Origin of the sequence: Clostridioides sp. ZZV14-6154, assembly GCF_020657785.1 — a bacterium.
Classification (GTDB): Bacteria; Bacillota; Clostridia; order Peptostreptococcales; family Peptostreptococcaceae; genus Clostridioides.
In genome coordinates this window covers 1-18,961 of the sequence record NZ_JAGWCY010000015.1, presented here as the reverse complement: position 1 = coordinate 18,961, position 18,961 = coordinate 1, and the positions used below count along the sequence as shown (strand labels likewise).

At 28.7% G+C, this 18,961-nt stretch carries 20 protein-coding genes and 1 rRNA gene; 12 read left to right on the top strand and 9 right to left on the bottom strand.

The features are described 5' to 3' along the window. Positions 1-74: 74 nt before the first annotated feature. The 9 genes from noc to rpmH form a co-directional block, all read right to left on the bottom strand. A complete protein-coding gene (gene noc / locus KGF45_RS18070) occupies positions 75-860 on the bottom strand; it encodes a nucleoid occlusion protein (protein WP_227839150.1) in 786 nt (261 codons plus the stop codon). A 164-nt stretch (positions 861-1,024) separates the two neighbouring features. Beyond that, positions 1,025-1,744, bottom strand: coding sequence for a 16S rRNA (guanine(527)-N(7))-methyltransferase RsmG (rsmG, locus tag KGF45_RS18065; protein WP_227842987.1), 720 nt, complete (start codon positions 1,742-1,744; stop codon positions 1,025-1,027). Then, positions 1,737-3,632, bottom strand: coding sequence for a tRNA uridine-5-carboxymethylaminomethyl(34) synthesis enzyme MnmG (gene mnmG / locus KGF45_RS18060; protein ID WP_227839152.1), 1,896 nt, complete (start codon positions 3,630-3,632; stop codon positions 1,737-1,739). Before mnmG ends, rsmG begins: the two co-directional genes overlap by 8 nt. A 122-nt stretch (positions 3,633-3,754) precedes the next feature. Beyond that, on the bottom strand, positions 3,755-5,134 hold the full coding sequence (gene mnmE, locus KGF45_RS18055; RefSeq protein WP_227839153.1) for a tRNA uridine-5-carboxymethylaminomethyl(34) synthesis GTPase MnmE: 1,380 nt from the start codon (positions 5,132-5,134) through the stop codon (positions 3,755-3,757). Between the two features lie 109 nt (positions 5,135-5,243). Continuing rightward, positions 5,244-5,873 (bottom strand): RNA-binding cell elongation regulator Jag/EloR, encoded by a 630-nt coding sequence (jag, locus tag KGF45_RS18050; protein ID WP_227828565.1) that lies wholly within the window; start codon positions 5,871-5,873, stop codon positions 5,244-5,246. Next, a complete protein-coding gene (locus KGF45_RS18045) occupies positions 5,842-6,549 on the bottom strand; it encodes a YidC/Oxa1 family membrane protein insertase (protein WP_227828564.1) in 708 nt (235 codons plus the stop codon). The genes jag and KGF45_RS18045 overlap by 32 nt, the downstream gene beginning before the upstream one ends. A gap of 31 nt (positions 6,550-6,580) precedes the next feature. After that, positions 6,581-6,832, bottom strand: a complete 252-nt coding sequence (gene yidD, locus KGF45_RS18040) for a membrane protein insertion efficiency factor YidD (protein WP_227436574.1) — start codon at positions 6,830-6,832, stop codon at positions 6,581-6,583. Between the two features lie 32 nt (positions 6,833-6,864). Further along, on the bottom strand, positions 6,865-7,209 hold the full coding sequence (rnpA, locus tag KGF45_RS18035; protein ID WP_227828563.1) for a ribonuclease P protein component: 345 nt from the start codon (positions 7,207-7,209) through the stop codon (positions 6,865-6,867). 77 nt (positions 7,210-7,286) lie between these two features. After that, positions 7,287-7,424: a 50S ribosomal protein L34 gene (gene rpmH, locus KGF45_RS18030; protein WP_003420485.1), complete on the bottom strand. Its 138-nt coding sequence runs from the start codon at positions 7,422-7,424 to the stop codon at positions 7,287-7,289. A 658-nt stretch (positions 7,425-8,082) separates the two neighbouring features. Here rpmH and dnaA point away from each other — a divergent pair. The 12 genes from dnaA to KGF45_RS17970 all read left to right on the top strand — a co-directional run. Beyond that, positions 8,083-9,402: a chromosomal replication initiator protein DnaA gene (dnaA, locus tag KGF45_RS18025; RefSeq protein ID WP_255287852.1), complete on the top strand. Its 1,320-nt coding sequence runs from the start codon at positions 8,083-8,085 to the stop codon at positions 9,400-9,402. A 241-nt stretch (positions 9,403-9,643) separates the two neighbouring features. Then, entirely contained in the window at positions 9,644-10,750 is a 1,107-nt protein-coding gene (gene dnaN / locus KGF45_RS18020; protein WP_227436578.1) for a DNA polymerase III subunit beta, read from the top strand. A 137-nt stretch (positions 10,751-10,887) separates the two neighbouring features. Beyond that, positions 10,888-11,094, top strand: a complete 207-nt coding sequence (yaaA, locus tag KGF45_RS18015; protein ID WP_227436580.1) for a S4 domain-containing protein YaaA — start codon at positions 10,888-10,890, stop codon at positions 11,092-11,094. Positions 11,095-11,110: 16 nt separating this feature from the next. Continuing rightward, positions 11,111-12,226 (top strand): DNA replication/repair protein RecF, encoded by a 1,116-nt coding sequence (gene recF / locus KGF45_RS18010; RefSeq protein WP_227828562.1) that lies wholly within the window; start codon positions 11,111-11,113, stop codon positions 12,224-12,226. Next, complete coding sequence (gene gyrB / locus KGF45_RS18005) at positions 12,227-14,128, top strand: DNA topoisomerase (ATP-hydrolyzing) subunit B (protein ID WP_227828561.1); 1,902 nt, start codon at positions 12,227-12,229, stop codon at positions 14,126-14,128. It begins immediately after the preceding gene. Between the two features lie 19 nt (positions 14,129-14,147). Then, positions 14,148-16,574, top strand: a complete 2,427-nt coding sequence (gene gyrA / locus KGF45_RS18000) for a DNA gyrase subunit A (RefSeq protein WP_227828560.1) — start codon at positions 14,148-14,150, stop codon at positions 16,572-16,574. A 68-nt stretch (positions 16,575-16,642) separates the two neighbouring features. Then, positions 16,643-16,939 (top strand): YtxH domain-containing protein, encoded by a 297-nt coding sequence (locus tag KGF45_RS17995; protein WP_227436588.1) that lies wholly within the window; start codon positions 16,643-16,645, stop codon positions 16,937-16,939. Further along, positions 16,939-17,199 carry a hypothetical protein gene (locus KGF45_RS17990; protein WP_054272124.1) on the top strand — a complete coding sequence of 87 codons (261 nt, stop codon included), beginning with the start codon at positions 16,939-16,941 and terminating at the stop codon, positions 17,197-17,199. The genes KGF45_RS17995 and KGF45_RS17990 overlap by 1 nt, the downstream gene beginning before the upstream one ends. Positions 17,200-17,210: 11 nt before the next feature. Then, a complete protein-coding gene (locus tag KGF45_RS17985; RefSeq protein ID WP_227436590.1) occupies positions 17,211-17,528 on the top strand; it encodes an STAS domain-containing protein in 318 nt (105 codons plus the stop codon). Positions 17,529-17,531: 3 nt separating this feature from the next. Continuing rightward, the gene (locus tag KGF45_RS17980) at positions 17,532-17,939 is read left to right on the top strand and encodes an ATP-binding protein (RefSeq protein ID WP_227828557.1); all 408 of its coding nucleotides are present in this window, start codon (positions 17,532-17,534) and stop codon (positions 17,937-17,939) included. Then, positions 17,939-18,712 (top strand): SigB/SigF/SigG family RNA polymerase sigma factor, encoded by a 774-nt coding sequence (locus KGF45_RS17975; RefSeq protein ID WP_227436593.1) that lies wholly within the window; start codon positions 17,939-17,941, stop codon positions 18,710-18,712. The genes KGF45_RS17980 and KGF45_RS17975 overlap by 1 nt, the downstream gene beginning before the upstream one ends. Positions 18,713-18,894: 182 nt before the next feature. Continuing rightward, positions 18,895-18,961, top strand: a 16S ribosomal RNA gene (locus KGF45_RS17970); the annotation flags it as partial.

Sequence of the window (18,961 nt, the reverse complement as noted above, 5' to 3'; positions counted from 1 at the left end):
ATAAATAATGTCTATAAATCAATTTATATTACAAGGCTTGTTTAAAAAAAAAGATTACTGGTAAGCAGTAATCTCTATTTTTTAGGGATTTTTACAACAACTTCCATATAATCTCCCTTATCTATTTCATTATACTTAGCATCAATTCCTGTATTTGATATAGCATCAAAGGCTTGCTTTATAGTATTTATGTAAATTCTTATACTCATAGCACCCTTTATATTCTGTTTTTTATCAGGCTCTTCTTGAATTTCAATTTCTTCTAGTATATCTTGTATCAGTTTTTCTGTTTTTTTAACAGTCAATTCATTCTTTATGACCTTTTCTAGTACACTTTTCATTAAATCTTCACTTGGTAATTTAAGGAATGCTCTAGCATGTCTTTCTGTTAAATTATTCTCTATTAGCTTCATTTTTATATCGTTTGGAAGCTTTAATATTCTAAGCTTGTTTGCTACAGTAGATTGATTTTTGCCTAATTTTTCTGCTAATTGCTGTTGAGTAAAAGCATGCTCTTTTATTAAGTTTTCATAGCCAATTGCTTCTTCAATAAAATTTAAGTCTTCTCGTTGCAAATTTTCTAATAACGCTAGAACAGCAGAAGATTCATCGTCCATATTATTTATAATTGCTGGGATAGTTTTAAGCTCTGCTAACTTAGCTGCTCTTAATCTTCTCTCTCCAGCAATTAGTTCATATTTACCATCTTTTGCTCTAACTGTTATAGGTTGAATTATACCATATACCTTTATAGAATTGCTCAATTCCTCCAATGAAACTTGTGAAAATATTTTTCTTGGTTGGTATGGATTTGGAACTATATCTTCTATAGGTATCTCCATAACTCTTTTATCTTCCATAACATACCTCTCTTATTTTAGATATAAATATTTTTGTTCTCTATATGTACATACAATTTTATTTCTGCATCTACTTTAATAATTCCTTTATTTTTGTTTGTTTTAAGGCAACCTTAATTATTTCTCAGGAAATAATTAAGGTTGCCTACTAATTAATAGCTTGATTATTTAATAGGATTTTTAGCTGGTTTACCAGCTTTTCTAGGGTATTTAACTGGTGTTTCATGTATCTTTTTAAAAACTAATATATTATGATTTAAATCTATTTCTGGTAATTCTACATCTATTTTTTCGACAAACTCTAATCCTAAAGTATCTATAGCCTTTTTTGATTCCTCTAATTCTAGATTAGCATTTGGACCTTTTAAACAAATAAAATATCCTCCTACTTTTACAAATGGTACACAAAATTCCATAAGAATTGGTAATCCAGCTACAGCTCTTGCTGTAGCAATATCATACTTTTCCCTGTACTTTTCATCTTTTCCAAAATCTTCAGCTCTTCCATGTATAAATGTAATACCCTCTAGTTCTAATGCTCTGCCAACTTCTTCTAAAAAGTTTATTCTTTTATTTAAAGAGTCTAATAAAGTTAATTTTAATCCATCTAAACATATTCTTAGTGGTATACCTGGAAAACCAGCACCTGTACCAACATCTATTATAGACATACCATCTTTTATATATCCATTTTTTACAGCTGAAATAGAGTCTAAAAAGTGTTTTATATATACTTCTTTTTCATCCTCTATTCCTGTAAGGTTCATTTTTTGATTCCAATCAACTAATATATCTCTATATGTTTTAAATTTTTGTAACATATTATCATTTGTATCTATATTAAAATTTTCAATTCCATTTTTTAGAAGTTCTATATTATTCACCTTTGCCACCTCTAGTCCTTCTAACTTGTTCAAGGTGTATAAGTAAGACTGATATATCAGCTGGAGAAACACCTGATATACGAGATGCTTGACCTATTGAAATAGGTTTTATATCGTCTAGTTTTTGTCTTGCTTCTAGTCTAAGTCCTTCTATTGATGAATAATTTATTTTTTCATCTAATTTCTTATTCTCAAGCTTTTTAAATTGGTCTATTTGTTTTAATTGCTTGTCTATATAGCCTTCATACTTAGTCATTATCACACATTGTTCTTTAACTTCTCTTGAAACATCTTCACCAGCATCTTTTCCTAATTCTTCAAGTAACTCATAGGATACTTCTGGTCTTTTTAAAAACTCATACAATGATATTCCAACTTTTATTGGCGTTGCACCTTTTTCTTCTAATAAACTATTTACTTCTTTTGGTGTAACCCTTTCACGCTTTAATCGCTCAAATTCTTTTTCTACAGCATTCTTTTTATTTATGAATCTTTCATATCTATCTTCTTTAACTAGTCCTAATTCATAACCTTTTTGAGTTAATCTCATATCAGCATTATCTTGTCTTAAATACAATCTATATTCTGCTCTTGATGTCATCATTCTATAAGGTTCATTAGTTCCTTTTGTGACAAGGTCATCTAATAATACACCTATATATGCTTCTGATCTATCTAATACAAAAGGTTCTTTTCCTTCTATCTTTCTGACAGCATTTATACCAGCCATAAGTCCTTGAGCTGCTGCTTCTTCATATCCAGAAGTTCCATTAAATTGCCCTGCACTAAATAAGTTTTCAACACCTTTTATTTCTAAACTTATTTTTAATTGTGTTGGGTCAACACAATCATATTCTATAGCATATGCAGGTCTCATTATCTTACAGTTTTCAAGCCCCTTTATAGTTTTATACATATCTAATTGAACTTCAAAAGGTAAACTAGTTGATATACCTTGAATATACATTTCTTTAGTATTCAGTCCCTCTGGCTCTATAAACAATTGATGTGAAGTTTTATCACTAAATCTTACTACTTTATCTTCTATCGAAGGACAATATCTTGGCCCAGTACTTTCTATCACGCCACTATACATAGCAGACCTTTTTAAATTATCTAGTATAACTTTTTGAGTATCTTCAGTAGTTCTTGTTAAATAACAAGGTTCTTGCTCTTTCTCTATGTTTTCATTCATAAATGAGAAAGGAGTTACTTTTTCATCGCCTTCTTGTAGAGACATTACAGAGAAATCTATACTATCTCTATGGACTCTTGCTGGTGTTCCTGTTTTAAATCTTCTCATTCTAAGACCTAATTCAACTAAACTATCTGTAAGATATTTTGCATATCCTAATGCATTAGGCCCTTCGTAAAATGCTACCTCACCCATATATATTTTTGAATTTAAATAAACTCCAGTAGCTAATATTACAGCTTTAGATTTAAATGAACATCCTAGTTTAGTTCCAACACCTATTACAACATTTCCTTCATGTAATATTTCTACAACTTCATCCATAGCTATATCAAGATTTGGCTCATTTTCTAATGTTTTTTTCATTTCTTCATGGTATTTAAATTTATCTGCTTGGGCTCTTAAAGAATGAACTGCTGGTCCTTTAGCAGTATTTAACATTCTACTTTGTATATATGTCTTGTCTATATTTAGTCCCATTTGACCACCTAAAGCATCTATCTCTTTTACTAATTGACCTTTACCCGTTCCACCAATTGATGGATTGCAAGGCATTAATGCAATAGAATCTAAAGACATTGTTATTATCAAAGTTTTATATCCCATTCTTGCAGTAGCTAAAGCAGCTTCACATCCCGCGTGACCTGCTCCAACTACTATAACATCATATTTTCCTGCTTCAAACTTTATCATTTATAATTCCTTTCTTTTTAATATTAATGTTTCATGAGAAACACTATAAAATATCTATAATTTCTATAATAAAAAATGAAATTTATTACTTTTATATCTTCTTTCCTTTTGCATTTTATATCCTATTTTCCTATACAGAAGTTATGGAATATATTATCTAGTAAATCCTCTGTTACTGTATCCCCATTAATATATCCAAGGTAATCCCATATATTTTTTAAATCTACTTCTACAAAATCAAATGGCATACTTTGTTCTAGAGCAATTAAAGCATCTGTTGCAGACTTATATGCCTTACCAAGTGCATCTTTATGTCTAGAATTAGTTACTACTAAGCTAGAATTGTTTTTGATACTTCCTTTATATACCATAGACTCTATCTTATCTTGTAACGCTTCTATTCCTTCTTGTTGTAAAGCTGATATTCTTATTATACTATTATTTTCTACATATTTAAGTATTTTTTCTTCTTCAATCTCTTGTTTTAAGTCATTTTTATTTAATAGCACTATTGTTTGTTTATCTTTAAGCTTCTTTAATATTTCTATATCTTCTTCTGACAACTTTCTTGATGCATCTAAAACCATTATAATTAAATCAGCACTTGTAAATGATTCTTTAGATTTCTCAACTCCTATTTTTTCAACTATATCATCAGTATCTCTTATACCTGCTGTATCAACTATCTTAAGAGGTATACCTTTTATATTCACAAATTCCTCTATGACATCTCTAGTAGTTCCTGGTATGTCTGTAACTATAGCTCTGTTTTCTCCCAAAATAGAGTTAAGCAGTGAAGATTTTCCTACATTTGGTTTACCAACAATTACTGTTTTCAAGCCTTCTCTAAGTATTTTCCCACTTTCAGCTGTATCATATAATTTTTTAATTTCTTTTTTAAGCTCGCCAGTTTTATCCTTAAGTGTTTGATATGTTATATGTTCAATATCTTCTTCAGGATAATCTATAGCAACTTCTACATGTGCCAGTATCTCAGTAACTTTATCTCTTAAGTCTCTTATCTTCTTTGATAGAGAACCCTCTAGTTGGTTTTGGGCAACTTCATGAGCTATATCGGTTTTTGCCTTTATAACATCTATTACTGCTTCTGCTTGAGATAAATCTATTCTTCCATTTAAAAATGCTCTTTTAGTAAATTCCCCAGCTTCTGCCAATCTAACATCTTTAGATAATATTAATTCTAAAATTTTCTTTACTGAAATAAATCCGCCATGGCAATTTATTTCTATAACATCTTCTCCTGTATATGAATTTGGACCTTTCATATATGCCAATAATACTTCATCTATTACATTTTCATTATCTACAATATTTCCATATATTAATGTTCTTTTATTATAATCTTTAATACTCTTTCCTGACATGGACTTAAAGATTTCTTCTGCAACTTTTAAAGCTTTTTCTCCACTTATTCTCAGTATACCTATGCCACCTTCTCCAGGTGCTGTAGCTATAGCCGCTATTGTATCATCTATAAACAAATTTATCACCTCTTAATTTATAATTTTTACATATAGATTTATTTTTAACCAATTGCAATGATTTAATAAGATTAAAAAATAAAACCCCCTAATGTTTAGGAGGTTGATTTTATCTTTTACACTCAATTACTAATCTTCTATATGGATCGGTTCCTTCACTATATGTAATTACATATTTGTCATTTTGAAGAGCTGAATGTATTATTCTTCTCTCATATGGATTCATATAATCTAATTTTTTAGTTTTTCTTGTTTTCGCTACTTCTCTAGCAACCTTATTAGCATATCTTATTAAAGACTCTTCTCTTTTTGACCTATAGTTTTCTATATCTACAAGTACTCTTGTATGAGAGTCTTTATTTATTTTATTAAGAGCTAATCCAGTTAAAAATTGAATAGAATCTAAAGTTTCCCCTCTTCTACCAATTAAACTTGCAGCTTCTTTGCCTTCAATATCAACCATGATTAAATTATCTTTTTGAGATACATTGACTTTGGCATCAACATTTGCATTTTTCAACATTACCTCTATAAAATTTTTAGCTACATCTAGTTCCCTTTCAATAACAAAAATTTCATAGGTACCATCTTTAGCACCTATAAAACCTAAAAACCCCTTGCTTGGATTTTCTAGTATTTCTACCTCTATATCCTCTACTTTTAAATTTAACTCTGCTATAGCCTTATTTATAGCTTCTTCTTTACTTTTACTTTTTATTAATTTTAGGCTTTTTCTCATTAACTTTTTCCTCCTTAGAGTTAGCAGCCAGCTTAGCTTTTAAAGGATTCATTATTAAGTAATACTGAGCTATTGAGAATAAGTTACTTACTGTCCAGTACAATGTAAGTCCTGCTGGGAATATAAATCCCCAATAGAAAGACATCCCTGCCATTACATATGTCATTACTTTCATAGAGCCTTGTAGTTGGTCCTTTGGAGTCATTACTTTTTGCATTACATATGCACTTGCTCCTGAAAATACTGCTAATACATAATCTGGTGCTGTTAAACTTTTTATCCATAAAAACCCATTGTCAGCCGCCATAAATGCAGCTTGATTTGCAAAAACGCCATGAGCAACTGGCTCTCTTAAAACGCTAAATAATCCTATTAATATAGGAAACTGTATTAATAAAGGTAAACAACCAGATAGTGGATTAATTTTAGCTTCTCCATATAACTTAACAATTTCTTCATTTTGTTTTTCTGGCTTATTTTTATATTTTTCTTGTATCTCTTTTATACGAGGTTGTATATCTTGCATTGCCTTTGTTGACTTAGTCTGTTTAACTGTTAATGGTAGTAAAACAATCTTTACAAGTATAGTAAAAATTATTATAGAAATACCATAATGGTTAACAAATTCAAATATTACCTTAAGAATTAATCCTAAGAAATTTCCTATTATATTCAATTTTTTTATACCTCCTAATAGTTACTCTCTTTTATTTTAGAGGGTCGTAACCTCCTGGATGAAAAGGATGACATTTTAGAAGTCTTCTTATCGTTAAGTACATACCTTTTACAAATCCATATTTTTTAAATGCCTCTATTGAATATTGTGAGCAAGTTGGATAGAATCTACAAGTAGGTCCCTTTAAGGGAGATATATACTTTTGATAAAATTTTACTAAATAAATACATAAATTCGATAAATACCTACTTATTTCCTTTAATATATAAATTATTTTATTCAAAGTTATTAACCTCCAGATTTATAGCATACAATTTAAAGAGAAATATCCGTTCTTTTAACTAAATTTTTTATAGACTTGTCTATATCTTTAAAACTAGCATCTTTACTAGATACTCTTGCTATAAATACTATATCATATCCAGGCTTAATTTTTTCATCAATATTTAATCTGTAAGCTTCTTTTATTAATCTTCTTACTCTATTTCTAGTGATAGCTTTTCCTACTTTCTTTGAAACAGAAATACCTATTCTACTATAATCTGATTTATTTTTAAGTATATATATTACTAAATATCTGTTTGCAAAAGATTTGCCGTGTTTATATACTTTTCTAAAATCAGAGTCTTTTTTTAACCCTTTTGTCCTATTAAAGTCCATAGTTAACCTCCATAAACACAGCTATGCATTGTAATTATTTACACAAAAAGGCCACCTTTGCAGCGGCCCTTTTGTAATTAATGAGTTAATCTATTTCTTCCTTTAGCTCTTCTTCTTTTTAACACGTTTCTTCCGTTAGACGTCTTCATTCTTTTTCTGAAACCATGTTCTTTACTTCTTTGTCTCTTTTTTGGTTGATAAGTTCTTTTACTCATTATTTTGCACCGCCTTTCAGATTTCATTTTCCGTTTATAAAAATAATAACTTTACCCTCAAAGTAAACATAACACATATAATTATAAATACTTTTACTATCGTTGTCAACGAGTTTTTGGTATGCTTGCATCACAAAATCTACCATATATATATTATGTATTTTTTTTATTGAAAATACTAGTAAAAATCTATTTAATTTTATTCTAAATTATTTTTTTCAATTATATACACAAATAAAGTAAATTTAACATGTTTATATTTTTATCAACAATTAGTTAATATTGTGGATAAATTAGTTACAAATCATTGAAGTTTGACATATATTTTGATATTATAAATATACTTGTTGATAATGTGCATAAATGTTATCAACTTATTAGAAATTATTCACAGCTTGTGGATACTTTTGTGTATAACTTTTAAGATTACTGACAATACTCTAGTTATAATCACCATTTATTGTATGTTTATGTTATTTATAACTTTATCTACATATTGTTTATATCTTTTCATATTTTTTTAATAATTTATACTATTATTAATTTATCAACACCATTATCCATAAATTTAGTTATTCTGTAAAATTTATATATATTTTTGCTTTTCTGTTAATAACTTTGTGGAAAATATTAATTATTCTGTTCGGAGGTTTATATTATGGATATAGTTTCTTTATGGGACAAAACCCTACAATTAATAAAAGGTGACTTAACTTCAGTAAGTTTTAATACCTTTTTTAAAAACATCGTACCATTAAAAATACATCTTAATGACTTGATACTACTAGCTCCTAGCGATTTCAATAAAGATATTCTAGAAAATAGATATTTGCATTTAATTGAAGATGCTATAAATCAACTGTCATTAAAAAAGTATAATATTAAATTTGTATTGAGCGAAAAAGAAGTTGCTGACCTAAATTCTGATAGTACAGATTTAAATTACAGAGTACTTTACCCTAACCTGAATCCAAAATACACATTTGATACGTTCGTTATTGGTAATAGCAATAGATTTGCTCATGCTGCATGTGTTGCAGTTGCTGAATCTCCTGCTAAAGCTTACAATCCACTTTTTTTGTATGGAGGAGTTGGTTTAGGTAAAACCCATTTAATGCACGCTATTGGACATCACATCGTCAGCCAAAAAAAGGATTCAAAAGTTGTTTATGTTTCTTCAGAAAAATTTACTAATGAACTTATAAACTCTATAAAAGATGATAAAAATGAAGAATTTAGAAATAAATATAGAAACGTAGATGTCTTATTAATTGATGATATTCAATTTATAGCTGGGAAAGAAAGAACTCAAGAAGAGTTTTTCCATACATTTAATACTCTTCATGAGGCAAATAAACAGATAATTATCTCTAGTGATAGACCGCCAAAAGACATACCTACACTAGAAGATAGATTAAGATCGAGATTTGAAATGGGACTTATAACTGATATTCAGGCCCCAGACTTTGAAACAAGAATTGCTATACTTAGAAAAAAGGCTCAACTAGAACGTATAGAAGTGCCAAATGAAGTTATGTCATATATAGCAAAAAATATTAAGTCAAACATAAGGGAACTAGAAGGTGCCCTAACTAGAGTAGTTGCTTACTCTTCTCTTAGTAATAGAGTGATATCTTTTGATCTTGCTACAGAAGCATTAAAAGATATTATAACAACTTCTAAAAATGAAGAAATCAATGTGCTTAGAATAAAAGAAAAAGTTTCTTCTGTATTTAATTTAAAAATGGAAGATTTTAATTCTAAAAAAAGAACTCGTTCAATAGCTTTTCCAAGACAAATAGCTATGTATTTAACGCGCGAACTTACTGACTTATCTCTTCCTAAAATAGGCGAAGAATTTGGAGGAAGAGATCATACAACAGTAATTCATGCTCATGACAAAGTATCTAAAGACATAAAAGAAAGTGAAGAAATTAAGACTAAAATAGACAAAATTATATCAGATTTAAAGGGATAATTTATACACAATTGTCTGTTTATATCTATTGAATAACTTGTTTATATCTTTTTATCTTAAAATTTATTAACAAATAATTAAGTCTAAAATAACAAAGATATCAACATCTTATACACATGTTGATATCTTTGTATTTATAATGTTACATATACTTATTAACATTATCAACAACACCTACTACTATTACTACTATGATTTTAACTTATTTTTTTATATAAAAAGCCAGAGGAGGTTATCCACATTGAAAATAATTTGTAATCAAAAAATCCTAGCAAATAGAATTGGGATTGCTCAAAAAGCTATTAATGGAAAAACAACAATAGAACTATTAAAAGGTATACTTATATCTACAGAAGAAGGTCAATTAAAACTTACTGGATATGATGCAGAGATAGGAATAGAAACTTATGTACAAGCAGAGATTATAGAAAAAGGTGATGTTGTTGTAGATGCAAGATTATTTGGAGATATAATTAGAAAACTACCAGATTCTTTTGTTGAGATAGAAACAGATTCAGAAAATAATATTTACATAAATTGTGTAAATTCAAGATTTAAAATTAAAGGATATGCAGCTAAAGAATTTCCTAAGCTACCAGAATTAAATGAAGAAGATTTATATAGCATACCTCAAGAACTCCTAAAAAATATGATTAAACAAACTGTATTTGCTATTTCACAAGATCAAACAAAACCTGTTTTAATGGGAGAACTTCTAGAAATTGTAGATAAAAATTTAAATTTAGTAGCAATTGATGGCTATAGATTGGCTGTAAAAAGCTGCTCAGTTGATAGCTTAACTGAAAATATAAAAGTAATAATTCCAGGAAAGACACTTATAGACGTAAATAGCTTGCTTTCTGGAGAGGATAATGTTAAAGTTGGATTTAACGAAAAAAATGCTATTTTTATAATTAATGATACAAAAATTATTACAAGATTACTTGAAGGAGATTTTATTGATTATAAAAAATTGTTGCCAAGAGAGCATAACAGTAGAGTAAAGTTAAATACTAAAGAACTTTTAAACAGCATAGAAAGAGCATCTTTATTGTCTCAATCAGAAAAAAATAACCTTATAAAATTATCTATAAGAGATAAAGTAATGGCAATTACTTCTAATACAGAAAAAGGAAATGTATATGAAGAAGTTGAAATAGATTTAGATGGAGATTATTTAGATATAGCTTTTAACTCTCGATACTTTATTGAAGGGTTGAAAAATATAGATAATGAGGAAATATTTATAGAATTTACTACAAATGTAAATCCTTGTATAATTAAACCAACAGATGATATTAATTATATTTACTTATTACTTCCAGTAAGAATATCATCCAATATATAGCAGACATTAAGGAGTTGTCTTTTGTAGAAAAATTTTTCTAATCTTAGGCAACTCCTTTTGCAAGTATTTTTATGGTATAATATACTTTTAATGTATTAATACCTATTTACCTAAAATAATGGCAAGGAGGAACTCTTATGACTGAAATAACTATAGAATCAGACTATATAAAGTTAGATCAATTCCTAAAATTAGCAGAGATTGCATCAACTGGAGGTCATGCAAAATTTTTAATTCAAGAAGGTCTAGTGACAGTAAATGATGAAATAGAATTAAGAAGAGGGAAAAAGATAAAATCAGGAGATATAGTTGAGATAGAGGGAACTAAAATAAAAGTATTGTAAAAAAGGAGAACTTTTTGTGAAACTTAAAAGTTTGCAGCTTGTTAATTTTAGAAATTATGAAAAGTTGCACCTGGAATTTAATGGGAAAGTGAATCTTCTTGTTGGAAAAAATGGTCAAGGAAAGACAAATATAGTAGAATCTATTTATATGCTTTCTTTTGGCAAATCATTTAGAACCAACAAAGATAGAGAAATGGTTAGATTTAATAGTGAAAATTTATATGTTGGAGGAAGTTTTTCAAAATATAATAAATATAGTCTAATAGAGCTAATTATTGGAAAAGATAAAAAGGGGATACGAATAAATAAAGTCCCTTTGCAAAAAATGCAGGAATTACTTGGCAACTTAAATGTTGTCATATTTTCACCTGAAGATTTAAGACTAGTTAAAGAGGGTCCTAAAGAGAGAAGGACTTTTATAGATAAAGAGATTAGCCAAATTATTCCTAAATATTATAATTATCTTACTAATTACAATAAAATACTTTCTCAAAGAAGTAGAGTGCTAAAAAGCATCCATGTTGATGAAGCTTTATTAGATGTATATGATGATACACTAGCAAAATATGGAAGTTATATTTATATTTTACGCAGAGACTTTATAAAAAAGATAGCTAATATATCTGAACATATGCATATGAATTTGACTAATGGAATTGAAAAATTATCAATCAAATATAAAACTCAAATAAATATAACTGATGAAGATACTATAGAAACAGTATATAATAAATTTTTAGCCAAGTTGTCATCAAATAGACCTAATGATATAGAATCTAGAACTACTAGATATGGTATACACAAAGATGACTTAAATATATTCATAAATGATTTAGATGCAAGACTTTTTGGTTCACAAGGTCAACAGAGAACTGCTTCAATATCATTAAAGCTGTCAGAGATAGAATTAATAAAAAATGAGGTTGAAGAATATCCAGTATTAATTTTAGATGATGTTTTTAGTGAGTTAGATGAAGCAAGACAAAAACTTTTAGTAAATAATTTAAGCAATGTTCAAATGTTTATAACAAGCGCTGAAATTTCACATAAAAAAATATTTGATGAAAAGGATGTTACAATATTTAATATTGAAAATGGCAATGTTATTAGCATAGAGAATGGAGGAAATTAAATGAAACAAGAATACGGTGCAAGTCAGATACAGGTATTAGAGGGATTAGAAGCCGTTAGAAAAAGACCAGGTATGTATATTGGTAGTACAAGCCCAAGAGGTTTACACCACTTAGTTTATGAAGTTGTAGATAATAGTATAGATGAGGCTTTACAAGGATATTGTTCACATATATATGTATCTATTAATGAAGATGGCAGTATTTTAGTAAAAGATGACGGAAGAGGTATCCCAGTCGAAGTACATCCTAAGACTGGAAAATCAACTTTAGAAACAGTATTAACTAATCTTCATGCAGGAGGAAAATTTGGAGGCGGAGGATATAAAGTATCTGGAGGTCTTCATGGAGTTGGTGTTTCTGTAGTTAATGCATTATCAAAATGGATGACAGCAGAAGTTTATTTAAATGGAAAAATATATAAGCAGACATATGAAAAAGGTCTACCAACATCTAAGCTTGAAGTAGTTGGAGAATCTCAAAGTACAGGAACAATAATTCAATTTATGCCTGATGCTACAATATTTGATGAAATAGAGTTTAAATATGAAACATTGGAATATAGACTGAGAGAACTTTCTTTTTTAAATAAAGGAATAAAAATAGTATTTGAAGATAAAAGAGAAAATCAAGAAAAAAGAAAAGAATTTCACTATACAGGTGGTCTAGTAGAATATATTAAGTATTTAAATAAATCTAGAACTGGAATACATGATGACATAGTTTATATAGATAAAAAAGTTGACGATTGTATTGTCGAATTAGCTATGCAATATACGGATGGTTATACAGAGAACATATATTCTTTTGCAAATAATATAAATACACATGAAGGAGGAGTTCATTTAAGTGGATTTAAAGCAGCTCTTACTAAAACTGTAAATGATTATGCTAAGAGAAATAAATTCTTAAAAGAAAATGACGTTAACTTACTGGGTGAAGATATAAGAGAAGGCCTTACAGCTGTAGTATCAGTTAAATTACCAGAACCTCAATTTGAAGGGCAAACTAAAACAAAACTAGGTAATAGTTTTATGAGAGGTGTAGTTGATAGTGTAACAGTTGATGAACTTGGTTCTTTCTTAGAGGAAAATCCAACAACAGCTAGAATAATAGTTGATAAAGCTTTGAGAGCACAAAGAGCGAGAGAAGCTGCAAAGAAAGCAAGAGAATTAACAAGAAGAAAGAGTGTTTTAGAAAGCACATCTTTACCTGGAAAATTAGCAGATTGTGCAGAAAAAGACCCTGCTAAAAGTGAAATATTCTTAGTCGAAGGAGATTCAGCAGGAGGTTCAGCAAAACAAGGTAGAGACAGAAATAGCCAAGCGATACTTCCATTAAGAGGTAAGATACTTAATGTCGAAAAATCAAGACTAGATAGGATATTATCTTCAGACGAAATAAAAAATATGATAACAGCTTATGGTTGTGGTATAGGAGAAGATTTTGATATAGATAAGGCTAGATATCATAAAATCATAATTATGACCGATGCCGATGTAGATGGAGCTCATATAAGAACTTTACTACTAACATTCTTCTTTAGATATATGAGACCTCTTGTAGATGAGGGATATGTTTATGCAGCACAACCTCCTTTATACAAAGTAACAAAACAAAAAAAGGAATATTATGTTTATTCAGATAAAGAATTAAATATTTTATTAGATGAAATTGGAAGAAATGGTGTAGAGCTTCAAAGATATAAAGGTCTTGGAGAGATGAATGCAGAGCAATTATGGGACACTACTATGAATCCTGACACAAGAACTTTATTACAAGTAACTGTAGAAGATGCTGCAATTGCAGATGAAGTATTTTCAATGCTTATGGGTGATAAGGTTGCTCCAAGAAAAGAATTTATAGAAGAAAATGCAAGATTCGTTAGAAACTTAGATATATAGAGAGAGGGGATTAGTATACATGGAAGAAAATAACAAAATACTCCCTATTGAAATAGCGGAAGAAATGAAAAAATCGTATATCGATTATTCGATGAGTGTTATAGCTGGACGTGCTCTTCCTGATGTTAGAGATGGTCTAAAGCCAGTTCACAGAAGAATACTATACTCAATGAGTGAATTAAACTTAACACCAGATAAACCATATAGAAAGTCAGCCCGTATTGTTGGGGACGTTTTAGGGAAATACCATCCACATGGAGATACTGCTGTTTATTTTGCAATGGTAAGAATGGCTCAAGACTTTTCAACTAGAGCACTTTTAGTAGATGGGCATGGTAACTTTGGTTCTGTTGACGGAGACTCACCAGCTGCGATGCGTTATACAGAAGCTAAGATGAGTAAATTATCATTAGAATTATTAAGAGATATAGAAAAAGAAACTGTAGATTTTAAGCCAAACTTTGATGAATCATTAAAAGAACCTTCAGTACTACCAGCAAGGTATCCTAATCTATTAGTAAATGGATCTAATGGTATAGCTGTTGGTATGGCAACTTCAATACCTCCACATAATTTAGCTGAAGTAATTGATGCAACTGTACATTTGATTGACAATCCAGATTGTAGTGTTGAGGACTTAATAAAATTTATACAAGGTCCAGATTTTCCTACAGCTGCAATTATAATGGGTAAAGAGAATATAGCAGAGGCATATAGAACTGGAAGAGGTAAAGTTAAAGTTAGATCTAGAGCTTTTATAGAAGAACTTCCAAAAGGAAAACAACAGATAATAGTTACAGAAATACCTTATCAAGTAAATAAAGCTAAATTAGTTGAGAGAATAGCTGAATTAGTTAAAGAAAAAAGAATAGAAGGTATATCAGATTTAAGAGATGAAAGTAATAGAAATGGTATGAGAATTGTTATAGAATTAAAGAGAGATGCTAATGCTAATATAGTATTAAATAATCTGTATAAACATTCTCAAATGGAAGATACATTTAGTATAATAATGCTTGCTCTTGTAGATGGCCAACCAAGAGTTTTAAATCTTAAGCAAATACTATATCATTATATTAAACATCAAGAAGATGTTGTCACAAGAAGAACCAAATTTGAATTAAATAAAGCTGAAGCAAGAGCACATATTTTAGAAGGATTAAAAATTGCTTTAGATAATATAGATGCTGTTATAAGTTTGATAAGAGCTTCAAAAACAGGTCAAGAAGCTAAAATAGGTTTAGTAGAAAAATTCAATCTAACTGAAATTCAAGCTCAAGCTATACTAGATATGAGACTTCAAAGACTTACAGGTCTAGAAAGAGATAAGATAGAAGCTGAGTATGAAGATTTAATAAAGAAAATAAATAGATTAAAAGAAATTTTGGCTGATGAAAGATTACTTTTAAATGTAATAAAAGATGAAATGACAATAATAAAAGAAAATTATTCTGATGAAAGAAGAACAGAAATAAGACATGCTGAAGGCGAGATAGATATGAGAGATCTTATAAGTGATGAGGAAATAGCCATAACTCTTACTCACTTTGGATATATAAAAAGACTTCCATCTGATACTTATAAGAGCCAAAAAAGAGGTGGAAGAGGTATCTCAGCACTTACAACTAGAGAAGAAGATTTTGTAAGACATCTGATAACTACAACTACTCATAGTAGATTACTGTTCTTTACAAATAAGGGTAGAGTATTTAAATTAAATGCATATGAAATACCTGAAGGTAAGAGACAAGCAAAAGGTACTGCTATAGTAAACTTACTTCAATTATCAGCAGATGAAAAGATTGCAACTTTAATACCTATAGATGGTAATGATGAAAATGAATATTTATTACTTACAACTAAAAAAGGTATCGTTAAAAAGACTAAACGAGAAGAGTTTAAAAATATAAATAAATCTGGTCTTATTGCTATAGGTTTAAGAGATGATGATGAACTTATTGGAGTAGAGTTAACAGATGGAAAACAGGAAGTACTTTTAGTAACTAAAGAAGGTATGTCTATAAGATTTGATGAAAATGATATAAGATATATGGGTAGAACAGCAATGGGTGTAAAAGGTATAACTTTAAGTAAAAAAGACTTTGTTGTATCTATGAATCTTTGTAGCAAAGGTACAGATGTATTAGTTGTCAGTAGAAATGGTTTTGGTAAAAGAACAAATATAGAAGAATACAGAAGCCAAATAAGAGCAGGAAAAGGAATCAAAACTTATAACATATCTGAAAAAACTGGTACAATTGTTGGTGCAGAGATGGTCAATGAAGATGATGAGATAATGATTATAAACTCTGATGGAGTTCTTATTAGAATAAGAGTTAATGAAATTTCACTATTTGGAAGGGTTACAAGTGGTGTTAAATTAATGAAGACTAATGAAGAAGTGAATGTAGTTTCGATTGCTAAAATAAATATTGAAGAAGAATAGGATAAATATCCTATTCTTTTTGTATAATGTACTTAGATAAAAATTTAAAATTGAAAGGAGTAGTTATTATGTGTAATAAAAGAGGTTGTAAAAAAGGTGGATTTTTATTAATAGGAGCCATTTTAGGTTTTATATTTGGTATGTTTCTTGCACCAAAAAAAGGTTCTGAGTTAAGAAAAGAGACAAAAGATAAGTTTGATAAAGTGAAAGAAAACCCAAAAGAAGTTCTACATGAAACATTTAATGATGTTAAAGAGAGAATAATAACTTTAGTAGATGATGATAATAATGAGGAAGATATAAAAATTTCAGAAGAAGATATAGTAATAAGTAAAAGTTTTGACGACGAGGGAGATGTTAACTAATGAATGCATGGGGGTGGCAGATAGGAGCCGTATTAGTAGGTAGCTCGGCTCTTATAGTAGCAATTTATTTAGCTAAAACTCTAAATAGTTTAAATAAAGTTGTTGAAAAAGCTTATAAGATTGTAGATTACAATGAAAGACACATACAAGATATTGTTGAAAATGCATCATCAATATCAAAGGGAATAGATGATATAGTTTATGTAATTAATAAGATATTGAGTATAGGTAATATATTTAAAATTATTAAGAGGAAATAGGAGGTTTTTACATGTCTATGAATATAGATTCAAATTTAGATTCTCAAAATAAGTTTTGGAATGTTTGTATTGATGGAGAACTTGATGTCTCTACAGCAGATAAATTAAAAGAACATTTACATGGTTTAATAGAAAGAAACATGTTGGATGTAAAGATTAATCTTAAAGATTTAGATTATATAGATTCTACAGGTTTAGGGGCTATGATAGGTGTTTTAAAAAAACTAAAGATAAATGAAAAAGAAATATACATAGTAAATCCTAAGAGTAATGTTAGGAAAATTTTTACTATAACAGGTCTAGATAAAATATTTAAAGTGGAGGGATAAATTTTGGCTTGTGAAACTATAAAGATGGAAATTACTACAAATCCAGATTATGTAGGCATAATAAGATTAACAGCATCTGGGATTGCAAATAAAATGGGGTTTCCAATAGATGATATAGAAGATATAAAGGTAGCAGTATCAGAGGCATGTACAAATGCAATAAAACACAGTAATGATGATGTATTCAATATAGTATTTAATATTTTAGATGATGCAATTAATATAGAGATTCAAGATAGTGGAAAAGGATATGATGTTAGCTCAATAAGTACACCAGATTTAGAGAATCCAAAAGAAAGTGGTCTTGGATTATTTATAATTAAAACTTTAATGGATGATGTAGATATTGAATCAGAATGTAATCAAGGAACAAAAATAAAAATGACTAAGTATTTAGGAGTTGATATTTAATGAAAAATGTAGCTAATGCTACACATTACCTAAATATGGATACAAAAGAGCTATTTAATTTATATAATACAAATAAAAACGTAGATATCAGGAATATTCTTATTGAAAGACATCTATATTTAGCAAGGTTGTTAGCTAAGAAGTATATAAACAAGGGTGTTGACTTTGAAGACATATATCAAGTTGCTTCATTAGCATTAATTTATGCTATTGACAGATATGATGTTGAAAAGGGATTTGAATTCTCCAGTTTTGCAACACCAACTATAGTAGGAGAAATTAAAAAATATTTTAGAGATAAAGTATGGACACTTAGAGTACCAAGAAGAATACAAGAATTAAGCAAAAAAATAAGTGATGCTAAAATTAAACTAGAGCAAGAAAATAAAAAACATCCAAAGGTAAAAGATATCGCTGACTATATAGGGGTTAGTGAAGAAGATGTATTAGAGGCTATGGAAGCCTCTTATGGTTATCAACCTATGTCTTTAGATTCATCAAGTAATGATGATTCAGAAGACAAAGACATAACTCTTATTGATAAAATAGGAAAAGAAGAAGGTAATTTCGGAAGTATAGAATATGAAGATTTTATTAATAAGTTTATTGAAACTTTAAATGAGTTAGAAGTAAAAATATTTAAAGATAGATTTTTCTTCGATAAAACCCAGTCTAGTATAGCTAAAGAATTAGATATATCCCAAATGACTGTTTCTCGCTTAGAAAAAAAGGTCGTAGAAAAGCTAAAAAAAGAATATGAAAAAAATTTCTAAAAAAATATAAAAAAAGTATTGACCTACTGTTTGAATGATGGTATAGTATTACTTGTCCTTGAAAAAAAGGAATAAGAAAAAAATACGAACATTGAAAATTAAACAGTAGGTTAATTTATATTAAGAAACAAACCATAAAGCCAGATATTTTGATAACAATAGTATCTGAGCCTGATAAACTTTTATTTGAGAGTTTGATCCTGGCTCAGGATGAACGCTGGCGGCGTGCCTAACACATGCAAGTTGAGC